The organism is Arthrobacter sp. ISL-48, assembly GCF_018613805.1.
In the GTDB taxonomy this organism is placed as follows: Bacteria; Actinomycetota; Actinomycetes; order Actinomycetales; family Micrococcaceae; genus Arthrobacter.
The window spans coordinates 71334-89425 of sequence record NZ_JAGGPL010000003.1 but is presented as its reverse complement, the minus strand read 5'-3'; the positions used below and the strand labels follow the sequence as shown (position 1 = coordinate 89425).

Here is an 18092-nt window from a genome sequence, read left to right as displayed (position 1 = left end):
GGTGTTGCTGATGCGGCGGCGCGCCTCCGACGCCGTGGAAACGATGGACCTGCCGGACTGCGACCCCGTCCGGCTGGAAAGGACCTACCGGCAGTTCGCCGTGGTGAACAGGGCCCTTTCCGGCTGGCGCCGGCTTTACGCCATTGAACTGCGCCCCCTGCTGTCCGCGGAATCTACCACGTCGGTCCTGGACATCGGCTCCGGAGGAGGCGACCTTGCAGTCACGCTGGCTGGCTGGGCCGCCCGGGACAAGGTGAAGCTTCATGTCACCGGGATCGATCCGGACAGCCGGGCCCACACGTTCGCGGGCCGAAGGCCCCACATTGCCGGCGTCGAATTCCGGCAGGCACACAGCTCGACCCTGTTGAGGGAAGGCCGACGCTACGACGTCGTGATTTCAAACCACGTCCTCCACCACCTGCAGCCGGAGGAGCTTCAGCAGCTCCTCGCCGATTCCCGGGCGCTGGCGCGCCGGAAAGCCCTGCACAATGACCTCCGCCGCAGCCCGGCAGCCTACGCCCTGTTCTTCGTCGCCGCACTTCCATTCAGGGGATCCTTCATCAGGGCTGACGGCCTGACATCCATCCGGCGCAGCTACACTCCGGCTGAACTAGCTGAGCTCGCTCCGGCTGGGTGGCATTCGGAGCCCCGCTCCCCCTTCCACCAGTTGCTGGCCCTCCGCAAGGACCGTCCGGATGACTGATGTGCTCATCGTGGGGGGCGGCCCGGTAGGCCTGTTCCTGGCGGCGCTGCTACTGCAGGAGGGAGTACGCGTACGCGTCCTGGAGCAGCGGCTTCAGCGGGACCGGCATTCGCGCGCCATCGGCATCCACCCGCCGGCGCTCACAGCACTGGACCGCGTAGGCGTGGCCTCCACTTTGGTCAGCGAGGGCATAGCCATCCGGCGGGGCATCGCTGTGAGCGGTGGAAAGACAGTGGGTTCCCTGTCGTTCGCGGAGGTTTCCGAGCGGTTTCCGTTTGTCCTGGCGCTTCCACAGTTCCGCACCGAGGAAATTCTGGAGCTGCGCGTCCGCGAGCTTGACCCCGCCGCCCTGGTGAGGGGGGCGCGGGTAACAGGGATAAAGGACGACGGCGGCAAGGTCACCGTGGAGGCCGACGCCGCGTATCTCCCCTGCCAACACTCCGCCGCCCTGGTGGTGGCGGCGGATGGCTCCCGGTCTCTGATGCGGAGCCTCGTGGGTATCCCTGTCCGGAGCAAAACCTACCCCGACCACTACGTCATGGGTGATTATGCCGCCGCAGGAAGCTTCGGACAGGACGCGGTGCTGTTCCTTGAGGAAGGCGGGATCGTCGAGTCCTTTCCGCTGCCAGGTGGGCTGCGGCGCTGGGTGGTCCGGGTCGGCGAACCGATGGCTGCCCTCAGTGCCACCGGTCTCGCTGCCCTGGTGCGGCGGCGCACCGGAGTCCTTCCGGAGGCCGCGACCAACTCGATGCTCAGCAGCTTCAGTGTCCGGTCAAGCATCGCCGGCAGGCTCGTGACAGGCAGGATAGCGCTGATCGGAGACGCAGCCCACGAAATCAGCCCTATCGGGGGCCAGGGCATGAACCTGGGCTGGCTGGACGCCGAGGAGCTGGCGCCGATTATCTGCGCGGCCCTGGAGGGGACACACGTTGGGCGCCGTCTACAGGATTTCGAGCTCCGGCGCCGGCGGGCAGCGGATGTAGCGAGATGGCAGTCCGAGGTCAACATGATGCTGGGCCGGCCGTTGCCCGGGGCCGTCCTGGGTTTGCGGAATTCCGCCATCGGGGCGGTTGCGGCAATCCCGGCCGTAAACAGGCTGGTGGCCAGGCGGTTCACCATGCAATGACGTGCACCTCAGGCTGGCTGGGCCGGTCAGGCGCCCGTGAAATAGCAATCGTAGCTGTCCTGGCTGACGATCCGGCCGTCCCGGACCTCAAACACCGAGGAGGTCCGGGCGCGGATCGTCTCGCCCGCGTCCCAATATTTCAGGTTCATCATTGATGTAGCGGACCAGTCCGCTTCGACCACGACGCGGCCGGCTTCACACGTTGTGCGCCGGATTTCAAATTTCTGGTCGGCGACCACCTGCGCGCTTTGGTCCGCGCCTGCAAGCATTTGTTCGAGGGTGCGGGTGGAGCCTTCCGGGGCCAGCAGGTGCGGAGCTTCGACCAGGATGAAATCCTCGGAGAGGAATGGCCTGATGCCGTCGGCGCCTCCTCCCGCTTCCAGGGTCCGGACAAAGTCCAGCACTCGGTCAAGGGGCGTCTTTCCGGGTAGTTCCATTTCAGCATTCAGTTCAGCCATGGCATCGAGACTAGCGGAAGGCTGCGGCCGCCGCCGGTCTTCCGCGGCTAGGCTTTCCCCATGACCCCAGCCTCCCCGCCTACGCCCTTCAGCACGGCGCAGATCCAGGAAGCCGTGCAGGAACTCCTCTCGGCCGAAACGCTGCCGCCGATAGTCCAAGCCGGCCATCCTGTGCTCCGACAGCACGCCGTTGCCTTTAACGGCCAGATCAGGGCCGACGAACTGGAGCAGCTCATTAACCTCATGAGGCGCGTCATGCATGAAGCCCCGGGCGTCGGGCTGGCCGCACCGCAACTGGGCGTTCCCCTGCAGCTTGCGGTGCTGGAGGACCAGTTCGACGTCGATCCGGAGGCGGCTGTGGTGCGCAACCGCACGCCGCTGGACTTCCTGCCGATCCTCAATCCCCGTTACCGCCCCCTTGGAACCGACAATGCCGCATTTTTTGAAGGCTGCCTTTCGCTGAGCGGACTGCAGGCAGTGGTGGTCCGCCATGAGCAGGTGCTGCTCGAGTTCGAAACTCCCGGCGGCGCACCGGCGGAACGTGAGTTCCGTGGCTGGCAGGCCCGGATCGTGCAGCACGAGACCGATCACCTGCACGGCATCCTCTATGTTGACCGCGCCGAGCTCAGGTCACTCAGCAGCAACGCCGAGTACGCAGCGCGCTGGGCGGAGCCGGGCATCGGCAAGGCGCGTGCTGCCTTGGACTTCCTGCCTGAACGCCCCTGAGCCACTGAACCCTGAGCCACTGAACGCCCCTGACCCGTCGTCCGGCCAGGCGTATCTACCAGCCAGGCTGTGCGGGGTTGGCAGCCGTTGGCAGGAAGCGGGACCACCAACGCAGGATGTGCTCGAATCTTTGACGGCGGTGGTGCGGCGTCCCGGACCGCGACAGTTCATGGTCCTCACCAGGAAAAACCAGCAGCGCGGTCTCCACCCCGCGCCGCTTCAAGGCTGTGAAATAGCGCTGGCCCTGCTCGAGCGGACACCGCAGGTCATCTTCGCTGTGGATGACCAGGGTGGGGGTCTGCACAATATCTACGCGTCCCATGGGACTCTGGGCAGCCATCTCCGAAGGTGAGGCACCCATGTATTCGATGCCGAAATACCATCCGATGTCGGCGGAACCTTCAAAGCTGACGGGGTCCAAAAACCCGCGCTCCACAATTGCAGCTTTAAACCGATGATCCTGGGATATTGCCCACGCAGTAAGGTATCCACCATAGGATCCACCCATGATGCCCAGCCGTCCGGCATCCAGCACCGGAAATCTCTCCAGGGCGCCCTCAAGGAACGCCAGCACATCCTGCAGGTCAACTGTTCCCATCCTGCCTTTGATAGACAGTCCGTGCTCCCGGCCGTAGCCCGCGGAGCCTCGGGGATTGCACATCAGAACCGCGTACCCGGCCTCGGCGTAAACCTGCGCTTCCTCAAAGAATGCTGCCGTGTATTGGGCGAAAGGCCCGCCGTGGATGTTCAACAGCACTGGATGCGGGCCTTTGCCGGCAGGCTTGACTATCCAGCCATGGACCGGGTAGCCGTCCCCCGACTCAAAGGTCACGTCCTGTGGAACCACTATTTCCCCCTGGGTCCGGAGTGGGGCCGAAAAGTCGGTGAGGAGCCGCAGCTGCCCGTCGTCGAGCACTGCGAGGTCTCCCGCTGTGGACGGATCGCTGAGGGCAATCAGCATCGAACCGCCGGCCCACGCTGCGCCCGTCACCGCCCGCTCGCCATGTACCAGGAGGGCATGGTCTCCGGTCGCACCCAGCATGAGGAGCTCCACCGTGCCCTGGGCATTGTTGAGGACCAAAGCCCCGTCGGGGCCGCGAAGCTCAATCCGGCCACCAGGGCAAGCAACGTCCATCATTTCCGGATCCGTCAACGCAGCCGCTTCGCCGCCTTCCGCCGGCATGCAATACAGGACGGAGTTGCGGGCGACGAAGTCCGTACCCGAATCTCCCAGCTCCCTCGCTATGAAGAAGAGCCACTTGCCGTCTTTGGACTGCCGGACGTGCTGGATCTGCCGCAGGGCATCACCGGACGGCATCACCGGCCGGGGTTCCCCTCCATCGGCCGGAACCCGGTAGATGGTCGTCGACAGGTCCGGGTCATTCCCGGGCGGGGCCGCCACGAAAAAGACGGCGGCACCATCGGAGCTGAAGCCCGCACTATTGTGGTCGGCCTCGAGTGACGTCAAGTGAAGGGCTGGGGGCACAGGGCCGAAGGAGTCCTTTCCACGGTCCGGAGCGGCCGGACCTTCAGGAGTCCCGCCATGCGGGCCCTCCTCAGATCGACCCCTGGAAAGTACCGGGGGTTCGCCACCAGGCTCGGGAACATCCAGGATGAAGAGCTGCGCGGGCTTGTCCCTCGTGTAGCCCACCCCGTTCAACCTGTACTGAAAGGTGGTAATCAGTCGCGGGTCCTCCGACTCCCGGCCGGCGCCTTCGCTCCTGCCGTAGCGGCCCCCCGCCGGCTCGCGCGAAGTGAAGACGATCCGGCGGGAGCCGGGAGACCAGGCAAAAGACTCGACGCCGAGCAGCCTGTCGGTGAGCCGCTGCGGTTCCCCTCCCCCAGCCTCCACCAGATAAAGCTGTGGCTTTGCGGACGGTCCCGCTATCCGGAGGAAGGCCAGTACACTCCCGTCCGGTGAGAACGCCGGAGAGGTATCCCGGAAACCCCTCGTGATCCGGCGGGGAGGTTTTTGCGGGTCCAGCGGGACAGTCCACAACTGGCCGACATAGGAGTCCGTGCCGAAATCCGGCCTGGTTACCGAGATAACAGCCCTGCTGCCGTCCGGGTGTACAGCCGGAGCGGAGACGGAATTCAACAGCGGGAGGTGTTCGGGTTTCACCCTGTGAGCCTAACGTGCGCTTTTCTCCCGGGAAGCTACTCGGCACGCAGTTCGGCCTCCATTTCATCATGCGCCAGCGCGACCGCCCTAAGATGGAGCGTATGCCCTCCGCCCCTTTCCTCCCGCTGCTGTGCCCGATCTGCCGGGCTCCGCTCGACTTCGGGGACGCCGTATTGGCAGCCGGAAGGCCGGCCCTGGTGTGCGGGTCCCGGCACAGCTTCGATGCAGCCAAGCAAGGCTATTTCAATCTGCTCGTCGGGAAGGGCACCGTCTTCGAGGCCGACACGTCCGAGATGGTGGCGCCCCGGTTCGCCTTTCTCGAGAGCGGTCATTACCGCCCGCTGGCGGAAGCCGTTGCTGCCGCCGTCGCTCCCGTTCTGTCCGGCGGCAACCGCACCATCCTGGATTCGGGAACCGGGACAGGCCACTACCTCAGGGTGCTCCTGGACACCGTGGGCGCTGCCGCTGCCGGCGTCACCGCCGTCGGGCTGGACATCTCAAAATTCGCCCTTCGGCGGGCAGCGCGCCTCAACCCGGATGCAGTCAACCTTGCCTGTGACGTGTGGCAGCCGCTTCCGGTGGCAGACGCCGCGGTCGACGTCGTCACCGTGATTTTTGCTCCCCGCAACGCGGCGGAATTCGCGAGGGTCCTCCGGCCGGGCGGCCGACTGGTGGTTGTCACTCCCAGGGCAGGCCACCTGGCCTCCCTCGCCAGGCAGACCGGCATGCTGGGGATCGGGGCGGACAAAGACGACAGGCTGGCGGATTCGATGTCAGCTCATTTCGTGGTCGAGTCCGCCGATAACCTGGATATCCCCTTGGTGCTGACTCTCGGCGAGGCAGCGGATCTGGCCTTCATGGGACCGGCGGGACATCATGTGGACCGTGCAGCCATCGTCGGGAAGCTGGAGGGCCTGGCCCCGGTCATCGAGGTGGAAGCCCGGTTCAGGATTACCGTCTTCCGGCTGGCAGGTCCGGCAGGGTAACGACTTGGCCACTATCCGGGAGTGGCACCTCGCTTTGTGCCGCCGTCACAGCCTGCGGACTAGGATGGAGGGACAGTTACCGGAGGACCCGCCGCCGCGGCAGGCAGGCCCTCCGGAGGGCGAAGGGGGACGGAATGTTTGAATGGCTGGGCGGGAACTGGTGGGCATTGTGGCTCACAGTCTTCCTCGCTTTCGCAGTGATCGAAATGATCACCCTCGACCTCTTCTTCATCATGCTCGGCGGGGGAACCCTGGCCGCCCTTGTGGCGGATTTTGCAGGCGCGGACCTCTGGCTGCAGATCATCGTCTTCTGCGTGGTGTCGCTGCTGATGATTGCATTTGTCCGTCCGGTTGCCCTCAGTCACCTGAAAAAGGGACCGTCGGAGCAACGCACCAATGTGGACCGGCTCATCGGCGAACAGGCCCTGGTGATGGAAGCCGTCAGCTCAACGGGCGGTCTCGTGAAGATCGGCGGCGACGTCTGGAGCGCACGCTCCGCAAGCGGAGCCCTGGCCGCCGGCCAAAAAGTAGTGGTCTCCGCAATCGACGGAGCGACGGCTGTCGTCTCCGCCCCGCCGGAAACCGCTGACCCGGCATAGATACAGCTTCACTAACAACTGGGGAATAAGGAGATGTATGGATAACGCTGGAGGTGCCGCTGTGGCCATTGTGCTGGTGGTCCTGATTGTGTTCGTGATTATTGTTCTGGTCCGCTCGGTGCGCATCATTCCCCAAGCGAGGGCGGGAGTTGTTGAGCGGCTGGGCAAGTACCAGAGGACGCTTAATCCCGGCCTGACCATCCTGATCCCTTTCGTGGACCGGCTCCTGCCGCTCCTGGATCTGCGCGAGCAGGTAGTGTCCTTTCCTCCGCAGCCGGTCATCACCGAAGACAACCTTGTGGTGTCGATCGATACGGTCGTCTATTTCCAGGTCACGGATCCGCGTGCGGCGACGTACGAGATAGCCAACTACATCCAGGCCGTGGAACAGCTGACAACCACCACGCTGCGTAACGTTGTGGGCGGACTGAACCTGGAAGAGGCATTGACGTCACGTGACCAGATCAACGGACAGCTGCGGGGTGTGCTCGACGAGGCCACCGGCCGATGGGGCATCCGTGTCTCACGGGTGGAACTGAAGGCAATCGATCCACCGCACTCCATCCAGGATTCCATGGAAAAGCAGATGCGGGCCGAACGTGACCGCCGTGCGGCAATCCTCACCGCGGAAGGAACGAAGCAGTCAGCCATCCTGACTGCCGAGGGCCAGCGCCAGGCCTCGATCCTGGCCGCCGAGGGTGATGCCAAGGCGGCCATCCTGCGCGCCGACGGTGAGGCCCAGGCCATTCAAAAGGTCTTCGACGCCATCCACAAGGGAAATCCAGACCAAAAGCTGCTGGCCTACCAGTATCTGCAGACGCTTCCCAAAATTGCCGAGGGGTCATCCAACAAGCTGTGGATCATCCCCAGCGAGGTTGGCGAAGCCCTTAAGGGCATAGGCAACGCCCTGGGCGGCACCAATCCTGATCCGGGTAGTGCCGGCGGATTGTTCGACGACGAAACGGTCAAACAGCCGTAATCCGGACAGTCGGATACGACAATCGGTTGTGGCTGGTTGGGAGGGGGCTTCACTTGATGAAGACCCCTCCCGCTGTTTTGTGAGCACTTCGCGTGTATTTCGCCGCCCGGCTGAGGCGTGAGAATTTTGTCCCTCCAGTGGGCACCCGTATAATGGGATATTTGTCCGGCGGGAGCAGATCCGCTGGAACAAGAAAGCTTCGCAATGCGTTGAATCTTATGATGCAGCACAGTGCACACAGTAGTCCGGCGGCGTTTGGTCGCCGCCGGCTAGCGTGGAGCCTAGCTCCGCGAACCGACCAGAGGGAGAAAACATGAGCGATCGCAGCCTGCGGGGTATGCGCCTTGGCGCGCAGAGCATGGAGACCGAGTCCGGCGTTGAGCCAGCTCCGCGTCAGCGTGTCGAATACAGGTGCGAGGACGGCGAGCAGGTCTTTGTTACCTTCTCCTCGGAAGCGGAGATTCCGCCGGTGTGGGTCTCCAAGACCGGCAAGGAAGCGCTCCTGGTCGACGGCGAACGCCCGGATACCAGCAACGAAAAGGCTGTCCGCACCCACTGGGATATGCTGCTGGAACGGCGCTCCCTCCCGGAGCTGGAGCAGATCCTCGAGGACCGTCTGACCATCCTGCGTGAACGCCGTGGCGAACGGCGCAGCGCCTAGTCCCAATGGCGCAGTCCCGTTAGCTGACGCTTCACCAACCGCAAAGGGCCGCCCCGCACCATAGACATGGTGCGGGGCGGCCCTTTGCCGTCCGGCTGGTGCGGGACGGCAAAAGCTCGTTCTACCGCTAATTACGCCTCGGTGGAAGGCTTCTTGCCCGTCAGCTTGTTCCAGCGGGCTGCCAGACCCCACCTGGTGACATTGATCATGGCCTCGACAACAATGTTGCCGCTCATTTTGGATGCGCCGAGCTCGCGCTCCACGAAGGTGATGGGACGCTCCTCGATCCTGAGCCCCATTTTTGCGACGCGCCAGGCCAAGTCAACCTGAAAGCCGTAGCCCACCGAGTCCACCTGGTCGAGGTTCAGCTTCTCAAGTGTCGTCCTGCGGAAAGCCCTGTATCCGCCGGTCACGTCCTTGATCTTGAGGCCCAGCATGATACGCGAGTAGGTACTGCCGATCCGGGAGATCGCCTGGCGGTACAGGGGCCAGTTCACCACGCTGCCTCCGGCCACCCACCGGGAGCCCATGGCCAGGTCGGCACCCTGCTCCACGGCGTCCAGCAACTGGGGAAGCTGCTCGGGCTGGTGCGACCCGTCAGCGTCCATTTCCACCAGGACGTCATACCCCTCGTCGAGTCCCCAGCGGAAACCGGCGATGTAGGCGGCGCCCAGGCCCTCCTTGCCTTGGCGATGCAGTACGTGGACCTGGGCGTCTTCGGCAGCGAAGCGGTCAGCCAGCTGTCCGGTTCCGTCCGGGCTGTTGTCGTCCACCACCAGCACATCCGAAGCCGGCACCGCTGCCCGCAGGCGTTGGAGGGTCTTGGGCAGCGATTCCAGCTCGTTGTAAGTAGGAATGATGGTAAGGACGCGCACTGGGAGCCTTTCCTGGGTGGGAGCGGTCGGGGCGACTGATGGACAGCGGGTTGGCTGGCTGGCAGGCGCAACTACCCATTATAGGGTGACGCCCTGCGGAGCATCGTCAGGCGCGTAGTGCTGGACTGGCAAAAAGCTCCACGCCGTCCCGCACCGTCTGCAGGCAGACCGGGTCTTTGCCGGTATCCAGGGCTGGCAGCAACGGTGTGCGGGCCCGCGGATCCGTGCTCCAGGACTGCACGCGGCCATCCGCCACCTGAACCATCAGTTCCTCCACGTCCCACACCGCGAAAGTGGCAGGAGCACCGGGGACGAGCTGTCCAGCCATCGGGTTATGGTACTTCGCGGCGCGCCAGCCTGCGCGAGTGTGTCCGAGGAATGCGGCCCTCGCCGAGATCCGTTGCTCATGGTTGTTGTGTTCGAGGCAGGCCCGGACACTCGACCAGGGCCGCAGTGGAGTCACCGGGCTGTCGCTGCCGAAACAGATGGGAACTCCTGCGGAGTAGAAGGATGCGAAAGGATTCATTGCACCGCTGCGGCTGCCAAGGCGCTGCTCATAGAGCCCGCTGGGAGCACCCCAGGCTGCGTCGAATCCGGGCTGCGCACTGACTGTAACCGAGTACTGTGCGAGGCGTTCGACGGCACTGGTATCGGCGATTTCGACGTGTTCAAACCGGTGGCCGGCAGCACGGATCCGCTGTTCACCCACGTCAGCGGCGGCGCGGTCGAGCGCTTCCAGTGCCGCATCGAGGCCGGCGTCGCCGATTACATGGAAGCCGCCCTGGATGCCCAGCACCGAGCAGGCCGCCAGATGGGCCGCAGCCTCGTCCACCGAAAGGTACAGGCTGCCCCGTTCCCCCGGTGCATCACTGTAGTCGGACCGGAGTGCCGCCGTCCGGGAGCCAATGGAGCCGTCGATGTTCAAGTCGCCCCCAAGGCCCTGAACGGTGACGCCAAGTTCGTCCAGCACGGTCCGGGCGTGCTGCTCGGTGTTGGCCAAAGATCCCCAGTATGCAAGGACCTCCGGGACGGCTCCTTGGTCCTGCCTGCTGTTCCAGGAATCGGCCAGGCGGAGATCGGCAAGCCCTCCGATGTGAGGACCGGCCATCTCCACCACGGCAACGTAACCGTTCTCCGCGGCGTTCCCCAGAGCGTTCTTTTGGTACATCCGCAGGGCGTCGTCGGGAAGGCGCCGTGTGGACTGGCGTGCAGCAGTGTGGGCGGCTCGCTTGACCTGGCTCCCGGCGGCGAAGCCATCCAGGCCGGCAAGGCCCGCAGTGGCTGCAAGCGAGGAGGACACCAGGGCCGAATGAACGTCCACCCTGGACAAGTAAACATGCCTGCCACCCGCCGCACGCTCGAGCTCCTCGGCGCTTGGCAGGGCAGGATTTTCCCAGGTGGACTCATCCCAGCCGTGCCCCAACACAGGTCCTTCGGACGTTGACGACGCCACTGCATCCAACAGTTGCCCGGCGGAGCGCACCTCTCCCAGCTGCAGGGAGCCCAGCGCAATGCCGGTTTCGGTGAGGTGCAGGTGGGAGTCGACGAATCCCGGCGCCACCAGAGCGCCTCGAAGATCGATGATCTCCATGGAATCGTCAGCGATGGACGATGCCGCCTGCTCCGAGCCCACCCACGCAACAGTGTCGCCGTCGACGAGCATGGCGGTGGCGAACGGGTCCGCGGCGGTGTACACAGAACCGTTGCGGTAGAGCACCACATTCCGCTTGTCCGGGGACGGATTGGACGAACGTGCATGGGTCATGGCGGGCAAAACTCCTCAGCGAAGGTGGGGCTCGGCAGCCTGCGGCTACCTGCCCCGAGGGACGGGCGAACAGGACAGGGCGTACAGGACGGGGAACAGGAAGGGCGAATCAAAGGACTGACGAGTATGCCACCACGCCCCGCCGGACCAGTGAGATGGCTTCGGAGCATAGCCTGGCGAGGCGAGGCTCCAGCCCCGGAATCTTGGCCAGCTGGTCGAGGAGGTCAATGACCTGTTTTACCCACCGGACGAAGTCACCGGCGGCAAGGTCAGTCCCGCTCAGCACTTCCTGTAAGTGCCTGCCGCGGGCCCATTTGTACATGGGCCAGACCAGTCCGAGCTCGGGTTCGCCGGTCAGCGGAAGCTTGTTCTGCTCCTCCACATCCTCCAGCGCGGACCACTCCCGGATCACCACGTCCACTGACGATTCAAGGGAAATGCTGGGCATCCTGGGCCGAAGCCCACGGTCCTCACGTTTGGCCTGGTACACCAGGATACTTGCCAGTGAGGCCACTTCGACGGCGTCCAGGTCATCGAAGGCGCCAAGCCGGAGCGACTGCGAAATTAGCAGGTCCTTCTCGCCGTAAATGCGCCGCAGCCTCTGGCCGTCGGGGCTGATGGCCAGCCGCCCGTCCGCCGCGGGCTCCAGATAGCCGTAAGTGGAGAGGACATCGCAGACGCGGTCGAAGGTCTTGGCGATGGTGTTGGTCCGCCCTTGAATCTGGCGTACCAAAGCGTCGGTTTCCCTTCGCAGCTTCCACCAGCGCTCGGACCACCGGGCATGATCCTCACGCTCACTGCAGCCGTGACAGGGGTGCGCCCGGAGCGCGCGGCGCAGTTCGGCGATCCGCTTTTCCTGGTTGGGCAGGGCAGCTGCCAAACCAAAGTCGTTGTTGCGGCTGCTGGTGGGCGCAGGCGGACGGTTCTCCCGGAGGGCGTTTCTGGCAGAAGACGCAAGGTCGCGGCGCGATTTGGGGACCTTCGCGTTGAAGGATTTGGGGATCCGGATACGAGTGAGGGGCGCTATGGGCCCTTCAAGGTCGTCCGTGCCGATCCTGCGGAGTTGGTTGTCCAGCGTCAGGACTGCCGGCCGCGGCTCACGGCTGCTGTGGTCTGAGCTCAGCACAATGGCAGGGCCCGGGGCCCGGCCGCCGGGTACATCCACTACGTCGCCTGGAAGCAGCCGCGCGAGGGAGTCGTCGCTGAGGGACTTCCGTGCCCGGGACTTCGTGCGCGACGTGACGTTCTCGGCGTCGGACAGTTCTCTGCGCAACCGGGCATACTCGGTGAAGTCGCCAAGGTGGCATGTCATGGACTTCGCATAACCCACCAGCGATTCCTCCCGGCTGCGGACCTGCTTGGCGAGGCCGACCACGGAACGGTCCGCCTGGAACTGGGCAAAGGAGGATTCGAGGATCTCCCGGGCGCGTGCCCGGCCGAATTGCGCCAGCAGGTTGATGCTCATGTTGTAGGTGGGCTGGAAGCTGGAATTCAACGGATAGGTCCGCCTCGAAGCCAGGCCCGCTACCGCTGCCGGATCAGTGCCCGGCTGCCAGAGCACCACGGCATGGCCTTCGACGTCGATCCCCCGGCGGCCGGCCCGGCCGGTCAGTTGTGTGTACTCCCCTGCCGTGATGTCTACATGGGCTTCACCGTTGAATTTATCCAGCTTTTCCAGGACGACGGAACGGGCCGGCATGTTGACCCCAAGGGCCAGGGTTTCGGTGGCGAAAACGGCCTTGACCAAACCTTCGACAAAGAGTTTCTCTACCACTTCCTTGAATGTTGGAAGCATGCCCGCATGGTGGGCCGCGAAGCCCCGCAGCAGGCCATCCCGCCAGGTCCAGAACCCCAGGACGTCCAGGTCATCCGAGGGAATGTCCTGCCCGGCCTCGTCAACACGCAGCGCGATAATGCGCTGTTCCTTCTCCGTGGTCAGCCACAAGCCGGATGATACGCACTGCGCCACCGCGGCATCGCAACCCGCCCGGGAGAAGATGAAGGTAATCGCCGGCAGCAGATCCTGCCGGTCCAGGCTTGCGATCACCTGGGGACGGCTGGCCCTCCGCACGCCGACAGGCTGGGCCCCCTGCGCCGGCCTGTCATCGCCACGCTGGCGGTGCTGGCGGCGCTGGCTGCGTCCCCCGTGACCGAAGCGTCCGCGGAAGCTCTGCTGGCTTTCGCTCCGCGCCATCACCAGCAGGTCCGGGTTCACCTCAAACGCGCGTCGAGCGGAGCTGTCCCTTGCCGAGTCCTCGCGGACCGGCATGGCGGCAGGCAAGACATCGCCTGCCTCTGCCGGCGGCGCGATTTCGTCGAAGGTGGTTTCGCCCGCGAACAAGTCAACGATCTCCCGGCCCACCATGACGTGCTGCCACAACGGCACGGGCCGGTGCTCGGACACGATAATGTCCGTGTCGCCGCGTACCGTGTCCAGCCAGGCCCCGAACTCCTCGGCGTTGGACACGGTGGCACTCAGGGAGGCCACCTGGACCTCACTGGGAAGGTGGATGATGACTTCCTCCCAGACCGCGCCCCGGAAGCGGTCCGCGAGGTAGTGGACCTCATCCATCACCACGAAGCCAAGGTCATCCAACGTATCGGAATCTGCATACAGCATATTCCGGAGCACTTCCGTGGTCATCACCACTACCGGGGCGTCGCCGTTGATGCTCGTGTCACCGGTGAGTAGTCCTACATTTGCCGACCCGTACTTATCGGAGAGCTCGGTAAACTTCTGGTTGCTCAACGCCTTGATGGGCGTGGTGTAGAACGCTTTGAGGTTCCGCTCCAACGCGAGATAGATGGCGAACTCGCCAACGATTGTCTTGCCGGCGCCGGTGGGGGCAGCAACAAGGACTCCCCTGCCCGCCTGGAGGGAAAGGCAGGCCTGGCGCTGGAAGTCGTCGAGCTCAAAGTCCAGGGTGCGGGCAAAGCCGCCCAGGTACGTGCCTGCCTCGGCTGTGCGCTCCGCGCTGGCCCGGTAACTTTCAGCAGGCGACAACGGTTCTGGATTGGTGGGGCCGGCAGAGAATGGCCCCGAAGAGAGCGGCCCGGAAATAGAGGACATAGACCAAGCCTAGTGCGCCGTGGGCTAGAGGTTCTTCAGTTCGCTGCCCGGCGTCGCGACGTCCGCGGTGGCCTCCGTCTCGGCGGCTTGTTTGGCCACCCGCCGATCACGCCGATTGTCATTGAAGATACAGAGCGCGATGGCCGCGAAGAACAGAATCAACAGCGGCGCAGCAAGCAGGAACATGGACAACGCGTCCGTTCCCGGTGCGGCCAGCGCCGCCAGGACAAAGACCAGGAAAACGATAATCCGCCAGGCTTTGAGGATAGTCCGGCCCCTCACCACGCCAGCCATGTTGACGCCGACCAGTATCACGGGGACCAGGAACGAGATCCCGAGGATGAGCAACATTTGGGTGGCGAACGTCAGATAGTCCGTTGCCGAGATGTTGTTGGCCCCGGTCGACGGCGTGAATTGGAGCAGCGCCCGGACCACTGTGGGGAACACCAACCAAGCCACATACACACCGGCCAGGAACAGGGGCACCGCGGCCGCCATAAAGCCGAGCGTGTAGCCGCGTTCTTTCTTCGTCAGTCCCGGGGTAATAAAGGCCCAGACCTGGTAAATCCAGACAGGGCTGGAAATGACCAGCCCTATTTGGATGGCGATCTGGATTTTGAACGCAAACGGATCCGCAATGGTCGCAAAGTTCAGGACGGCGGTGCGCCCGGTCTCATGGGCAATCGAAATCAGGGGCGCTGAAAGGTTGGTGACTACCGGGTCGTAAAGGAACCAGCCGGCCACGCCAGCAACAAGTACCGCGATTGCCGATTTGATCAGCCGGTTCTTAAGCTCCTTGAGATGGTCCCAAAGAGCCATCCGGCCCTCGGGGTTGGATTTACGGCCCCTCGTCAGTGCCACCGTTTGTTAGACGCGGTTCGACGGCGGAACGTCAGTACCGTCTGTCGACTCACCGGGCTTGGCCTGGGGGTGGTTGACGACCCTGCCTTCCACCGGCCCGGTTGCATCGGTGGATTCGGTCTTGCCGTCGTTCTTCATTTCCTTGACCTCGGACTTAATGATCCGCATGGACTGGCCAAGGCTGCGCGCCATGGCAGGCAGCTTCGGCGCAGCAAAGAGCAACAGAGCCACGACGATGATGATTACGATTGGCCACGGGCCATCAAAGAGTCTTCCCACGGGAGTTCCTTTCCTCTGAATACATCCTACTTCTAAGTGAAGTCCAGATCGCCAAGCGACTGCGGTTGGCCCCTGTCGGTCCTGCGCTGGACCCGCCGTTGGCGTCGGTCTTCCCGGCGGGATGACTTGGATGTGTGGTAATCATGACGCATCCGGGCGGGCGAGGCAAAAATGGCGGAACCGGGCTGCTCCGCACCAGCTCCAAGAGCAGCATCTGCCTCAGGCAAAGCCGGAGCCAGGTGGCCCAGTTTCTCTCCCGCGGCGCCCAGGTCCTTGACCGTTGCCATGAACTGCCGGAAAAGCCGGATGCCCAAGAGGACATAAAACAGCAGGGACAGTGCTACAAGCGCTATCCAGATCACAATCCAGGTCCACCAAGGCATGCTGAGAAGTCTAACCGCCGTACCGGGCCAATGACGCTTCGATCCACTGCTGCGCCGATTCCGCCAGTTCTGCGGGCTCCAAGATGCGGACGGCACCCCCGTGCTGGGCAACAAACATGGGCAGCCAGGCCGTGTTACCGAACCGGATCTCGGCCGCCAGCCCGCCGTCGGGCAGTTCAGCGGTGCGTTCGGCGTAATAGTCGTCCGCCAAGCCCGCGCCCTTCCTGGTGAGCTGGACCGTGACTGTGGTGTCGTCGTCGTTCGGGGTGAATAGCTTGGCCGGAAATCCTTCGCCGGGAGCAAGCTGAGTGGATGCCTGCTTCCCGTTGGGATGCAGTTCCTGGACCCGGTCCAGCCGGAAGTTCCTGAGCCCCTGGGCGGAGTGGCAGTAGGCCTCGAAGTACCAGGTGCTGTCGAGCGAGTACAGGCGCAGCGGATCCACTTCGCGCTCTGAAACCTTGTCCCGCTGCGGGGACAGGTACACCAGATGAAGCTGGGCCCGCGCGCCGATGGCGTTGCGGACAACCTCGACGATGGCGGACTCCGCAGGGCCAACCTCGGGTGCAGCGAGTGTTGCGGCCCGGAGCCCTTCTTCCCCGGCGGCTGCCATGAGCTTCAAGGTGACGGATTCCAGGGCACCGCCCTCGGCAATTTCGGGCAGACCGTTCAGTGTCTCCAGGCCCGTCAGGAGCGCGCAGGCCTCTTCCACAGTGAAGCGGACCGGCCTTTTGAGATCCAGGTCCTGGGTGATGTAGACGTGGTCGTCTTCCCACTGGATGTCCAGCAGGTCATCCGGGTATCCCCCCGGCAGGCCCGAACAGATGAGGATCTGCAGGTCTTCCTCGAGCTCCTTGCGGGTGATCCCGAAACGCCCAGCCACCTCCTGGATGTGCAGCCCCTGGTTATGGACCAGGAACGGCACAAGCTGGAGCATGCGTTTGAGCTGGTCTTCTGAGGTCCGTTTTCGGGCCGCCCTGGCGCGCGGGGCATCGGCAAATTCGAATGCTGGCACGGGAGCCGCGCAGAAATCGGCAGCGGCATGCAGTCTTCGCCGCACAGCTGCCACGAGTTCGTCTGGCGCCACCGCCATTGCGTCCGGGCCGTAGGAGGCAAGTTCCTCGGCAAGCACCTCCGCGTCCCTGAAGTGAAGCTGCAGCCGCTCATATCCGGCGTCGGGCTGCCCCTTGAGCTTGCCGTCCGCCGGGAGGCCGCGCTGGCGCAGTCCCAGCAGTCGCCCCGTCCGGACATCCACGACGGCGGTGCGGAGCGGCAGTTCCGGGAGACTGTCCAGATCTTCGCGGATATTGAAGTCCTTCGGGGGCGAGTATTTCTCCGTGTCCAGCACGGAGACGGCGCTCGTCAGCCGGGAGAGTCGGAAGTGGCGCAGCGCCTGGCGTGAGCGGTCGTAGCCCGCCAGGTACCACTGGCCGAAGCGGCTCCCCAGGCCCCAGGGCTCCACCGTACGCTTTTCTTCGCTGCCCGTGGTGCCGGCCAGGTAAGTGAAGCTGACGGGGTGCTGGGCATGCATGGCGGCGACGAGGTCATCGAACGCCTGCCCTGCGGGTTTGATCCGGGGCTGGACGCCGACGGGCAGTTCGACGTCGGCCAAACCGTTGGAAGCCTGAAGTTTCCGCAGCGCATTCTCGGCGGCGGTTCCCAAAGCGGCGCGCTCCCACAGCTGTGATGCCAGGAGAAGTACTGTCCACTCCCCTGGGCTGAGCTGGACATCCGGCAGCCGGTTCGACTCCTTGCCGATCCGGTAGCGCGTGGTGGCGGGGTCATCCTCGCTCCAGCCAAGGTCTGTAACGGTCTCCACATCGAAGCCGAACTGCCGCAGCTCGTTCTTGTCCCGCTCAAACATCCGGCCGAAGGACACGTCGTTGCCGGAAGTGTCGTGGTAGACCTTTTCCCGCAGCTCACTGCGGCGCAGACCGTATTTGGTGTTCAGGAGTGCGATCAGCAGATTGAGCAGGCGTTCAGTACGGGATGCGGACACTCTGGCAACGTTACTAAAATCCGTTCCGGAAAGCAGAAAGCGCGGCAACAACAGGAAAACAGATCCTGATTGTTACCGCGCTCTCTGCTGCTGTGAAGCTACAGGTCAGCGGACGCCCACGAGGTCGACCACAAAGATCAGCGCTTCGTTGGGAGCGATGGCCCCGCCGGCACCGCGGGAGCCGTAGGCAAGCTCGGAGGGAATCTCGAGGCGGCGGCGTCCGCCCACCTTCATTCCCAGCAGGCCCTGGTCCCAGCCCTGGATGACCTGGCCGACGCCGACGCGGAAGTCCAGCGGGGCGCCGCGGCCCCAGGAAGCGTCGAACTCCTCGCCGGTGGACCATGCCACGCCGACGTAATGGGTGGACACCGTGTCGCCGGCCTTGGCCTCGGCGCCGTCACCCTCGATGAGGTCTGTGATGACCAGTTCGGTGGGGACATCGCCTTCGGGGAAGTCAATTTCCGGCTTCTGGCGGTCGAAATTGCGCTGACCAAATGACATGG

17 protein-coding genes are annotated in these 18092 nt (G+C 64.3%); 7 read left to right on the top strand and 10 right to left on the bottom strand.

Translation table 11 applies throughout. The features are described from left to right. Window positions 1–10 precede the first annotated feature (10 nt). Together J7E83_RS04195 and J7E83_RS04190 are read left to right on the top strand one after the other, a co-directional pair. Window positions 11–703 (top strand): class I SAM-dependent methyltransferase, encoded by a 693-nt coding sequence (locus tag J7E83_RS04195; RefSeq protein ID WP_214959371.1) that lies wholly within the window; start codon window positions 11–13, stop codon window positions 701–703. Further along, on the top strand, window positions 696–1829 hold the full coding sequence (locus tag J7E83_RS04190) for an NAD(P)/FAD-dependent oxidoreductase (RefSeq protein WP_214959369.1): 1134 nt from the start codon (window positions 696–698) through the stop codon (window positions 1827–1829). The genes J7E83_RS04195 and J7E83_RS04190 overlap by 8 nt, the downstream gene beginning before the upstream one ends. Before the next feature lie 26 nt (window positions 1830–1855). On the opposite strand, the gene J7E83_RS04185 is transcribed toward J7E83_RS04190, so the two are convergent. Next, a complete protein-coding gene (locus J7E83_RS04185) occupies window positions 1856–2287 on the bottom strand; it encodes a nuclear transport factor 2 family protein (RefSeq protein WP_251043438.1) in 432 nt (143 codons plus the stop codon). A 60-nt stretch (window positions 2288–2347) separates the two neighbouring features. Between J7E83_RS04185 and J7E83_RS04180 the strand changes: the two genes are divergently transcribed. Next, on the top strand, window positions 2348–3013 hold the full coding sequence (locus tag J7E83_RS04180; RefSeq protein ID WP_214959367.1) for a peptide deformylase: 666 nt from the start codon (window positions 2348–2350) through the stop codon (window positions 3011–3013). Window positions 3014–3068: 55 nt separating this feature from the next. Here J7E83_RS04180 and J7E83_RS04175 read toward each other — a convergent pair whose 3' ends face one another. Beyond that, a complete protein-coding gene (locus tag J7E83_RS04175; protein WP_214959365.1) occupies window positions 3069–5135 on the bottom strand; it encodes a S9 family peptidase in 2067 nt (688 codons plus the stop codon). A 101-nt stretch (window positions 5136–5236) separates the two neighbouring features. Here J7E83_RS04175 and J7E83_RS04170 point away from each other — a divergent pair, with 101 nt between their 5' ends. From J7E83_RS04170 to J7E83_RS04155, 4 genes are all read left to right on the top strand, one after another. Next, window positions 5237–6121: a methyltransferase domain-containing protein gene (locus J7E83_RS04170; protein WP_214959363.1), complete on the top strand. Its 885-nt coding sequence runs from the start codon at window positions 5237–5239 to the stop codon at window positions 6119–6121. A gap of 134 nt (window positions 6122–6255) precedes the next feature. Next, window positions 6256–6720 carry an NfeD family protein gene (locus J7E83_RS04165; protein WP_214959361.1) on the top strand — a complete coding sequence of 155 codons (465 nt, stop codon included), beginning with the start codon at window positions 6256–6258 and terminating at the stop codon, window positions 6718–6720. Window positions 6721–6757: 37 nt separating this feature from the next. Further along, a complete protein-coding gene (locus J7E83_RS04160; RefSeq protein WP_214959359.1) occupies window positions 6758–7699 on the top strand; it encodes an SPFH domain-containing protein in 942 nt (313 codons plus the stop codon). Window positions 7700–8012: 313 nt separating this feature from the next. After that, window positions 8013–8360, top strand: coding sequence for an RNA polymerase-binding protein RbpA (locus J7E83_RS04155; RefSeq protein WP_003802221.1), 348 nt, complete (start codon window positions 8013–8015; stop codon window positions 8358–8360). 131 nt (window positions 8361–8491) lie between these two features. On the opposite strand, the gene J7E83_RS04150 is transcribed toward J7E83_RS04155, so the two are convergent. From J7E83_RS04150 to J7E83_RS04115, 8 genes are all read right to left on the bottom strand, one after another. Next, window positions 8492–9235, bottom strand: a complete 744-nt coding sequence (locus tag J7E83_RS04150; RefSeq protein ID WP_214959358.1) for a polyprenol monophosphomannose synthase — start codon at window positions 9233–9235, stop codon at window positions 8492–8494. 106 nt (window positions 9236–9341) lie between these two features. After that, window positions 9342–11000 carry an amidohydrolase gene (locus J7E83_RS04145; protein WP_214959357.1) on the bottom strand — a complete coding sequence of 553 codons (1659 nt, stop codon included), beginning with the start codon at window positions 10998–11000 and terminating at the stop codon, window positions 9342–9344. Between the two features lie 109 nt (window positions 11001–11109). Next, window positions 11110–14070 (bottom strand): RNA helicase, encoded by a 2961-nt coding sequence (locus J7E83_RS04140; protein ID WP_214959356.1) that lies wholly within the window; start codon window positions 14068–14070, stop codon window positions 11110–11112. A 24-nt stretch (window positions 14071–14094) separates the two neighbouring features. Beyond that, window positions 14095–14889, bottom strand: coding sequence for a twin-arginine translocase subunit TatC (tatC, locus tag J7E83_RS04135; RefSeq protein WP_214960925.1), 795 nt, complete (start codon window positions 14887–14889; stop codon window positions 14095–14097). A 48-nt stretch (window positions 14890–14937) separates the two neighbouring features. After that, a complete protein-coding gene (gene tatA, locus J7E83_RS04130; protein WP_214959355.1) occupies window positions 14938–15210 on the bottom strand; it encodes a Sec-independent protein translocase subunit TatA in 273 nt (90 codons plus the stop codon). Window positions 15211–15242: 32 nt separating this feature from the next. Beyond that, the gene (locus J7E83_RS04125) at window positions 15243–15593 is read right to left on the bottom strand and encodes a hypothetical protein (RefSeq protein ID WP_214959353.1); all 351 of its coding nucleotides are present in this window, start codon (window positions 15591–15593) and stop codon (window positions 15243–15245) included. A gap of 10 nt (window positions 15594–15603) precedes the next feature. Beyond that, window positions 15604–17589, bottom strand: coding sequence for a YafY family protein (locus J7E83_RS04120; RefSeq protein ID WP_214959351.1), 1986 nt, complete (start codon window positions 17587–17589; stop codon window positions 15604–15606). Between the two features lie 105 nt (window positions 17590–17694). Next, window positions 17695–18090: an FKBP-type peptidyl-prolyl cis-trans isomerase gene (locus J7E83_RS04115; protein ID WP_214959349.1), complete on the bottom strand. Its 396-nt coding sequence runs from the start codon at window positions 18088–18090 to the stop codon at window positions 17695–17697. Between the last annotated feature and the right edge of the window lie 2 nt (window positions 18091–18092).

Bases quoted from the DNA above. Each gene is read 5' to 3' on its own strand.
- J7E83_RS04125 (WP_214959353.1), bottom strand. From the start codon at position 15,593: ATGCCTTGGTGGACCTGGATTGTGATCTGGATAGCGCTTGTAGCACTG.
- J7E83_RS04195 (WP_214959371.1), top strand. From the start codon at position 11: ATGCGGCGGCGCGCCTCCGACGCCGTGGAAACGATGGACCTGCCGGAC.
- J7E83_RS04190 (WP_214959369.1), top strand. From the start codon at position 696: ATGACTGATGTGCTCATCGTGGGGGGCGGCCCGGTAGGCCTGTTCCTG.
- J7E83_RS04165 (WP_214959361.1), top strand. From the start codon at position 6,256: ATGTTTGAATGGCTGGGCGGGAACTGGTGGGCATTGTGGCTCACAGTC.
- J7E83_RS04160 (WP_214959359.1), top strand. From the start codon at position 6,758: ATGGATAACGCTGGAGGTGCCGCTGTGGCCATTGTGCTGGTGGTCCTG.
- J7E83_RS04170 (WP_214959363.1), top strand. From the start codon at position 5,237: ATGCCCTCCGCCCCTTTCCTCCCGCTGCTGTGCCCGATCTGCCGGGCT.
- tatC (WP_214960925.1), bottom strand. From the start codon at position 14,889: ATGGCTCTTTGGGACCATCTCAAGGAGCTTAAGAACCGGCTGATCAAA.
- J7E83_RS04155 (WP_003802221.1), top strand. From the start codon at position 8,013: ATGAGCGATCGCAGCCTGCGGGGTATGCGCCTTGGCGCGCAGAGCATG.
- J7E83_RS04180 (WP_214959367.1), top strand. From the start codon at position 2,348: ATGACCCCAGCCTCCCCGCCTACGCCCTTCAGCACGGCGCAGATCCAG.
- J7E83_RS04140 (WP_214959356.1), bottom strand. From the start codon at position 14,070: ATGTCCTCTATTTCCGGGCCGCTCTCTTCGGGGCCATTCTCTGCCGGC.
- J7E83_RS04185 (WP_251043438.1), bottom strand. From the start codon at position 2,287: ATGGCTGAACTGAATGCTGAAATGGAACTACCCGGAAAGACGCCCCTT.
- J7E83_RS04115 (WP_214959349.1), bottom strand. From the start codon at position 18,090: ATGTCATTTGGTCAGCGCAATTTCGACCGCCAGAAGCCGGAAATTGAC.
- J7E83_RS04145 (WP_214959357.1), bottom strand. From the start codon at position 11,000: ATGACCCATGCACGTTCGTCCAATCCGTCCCCGGACAAGCGGAATGTG.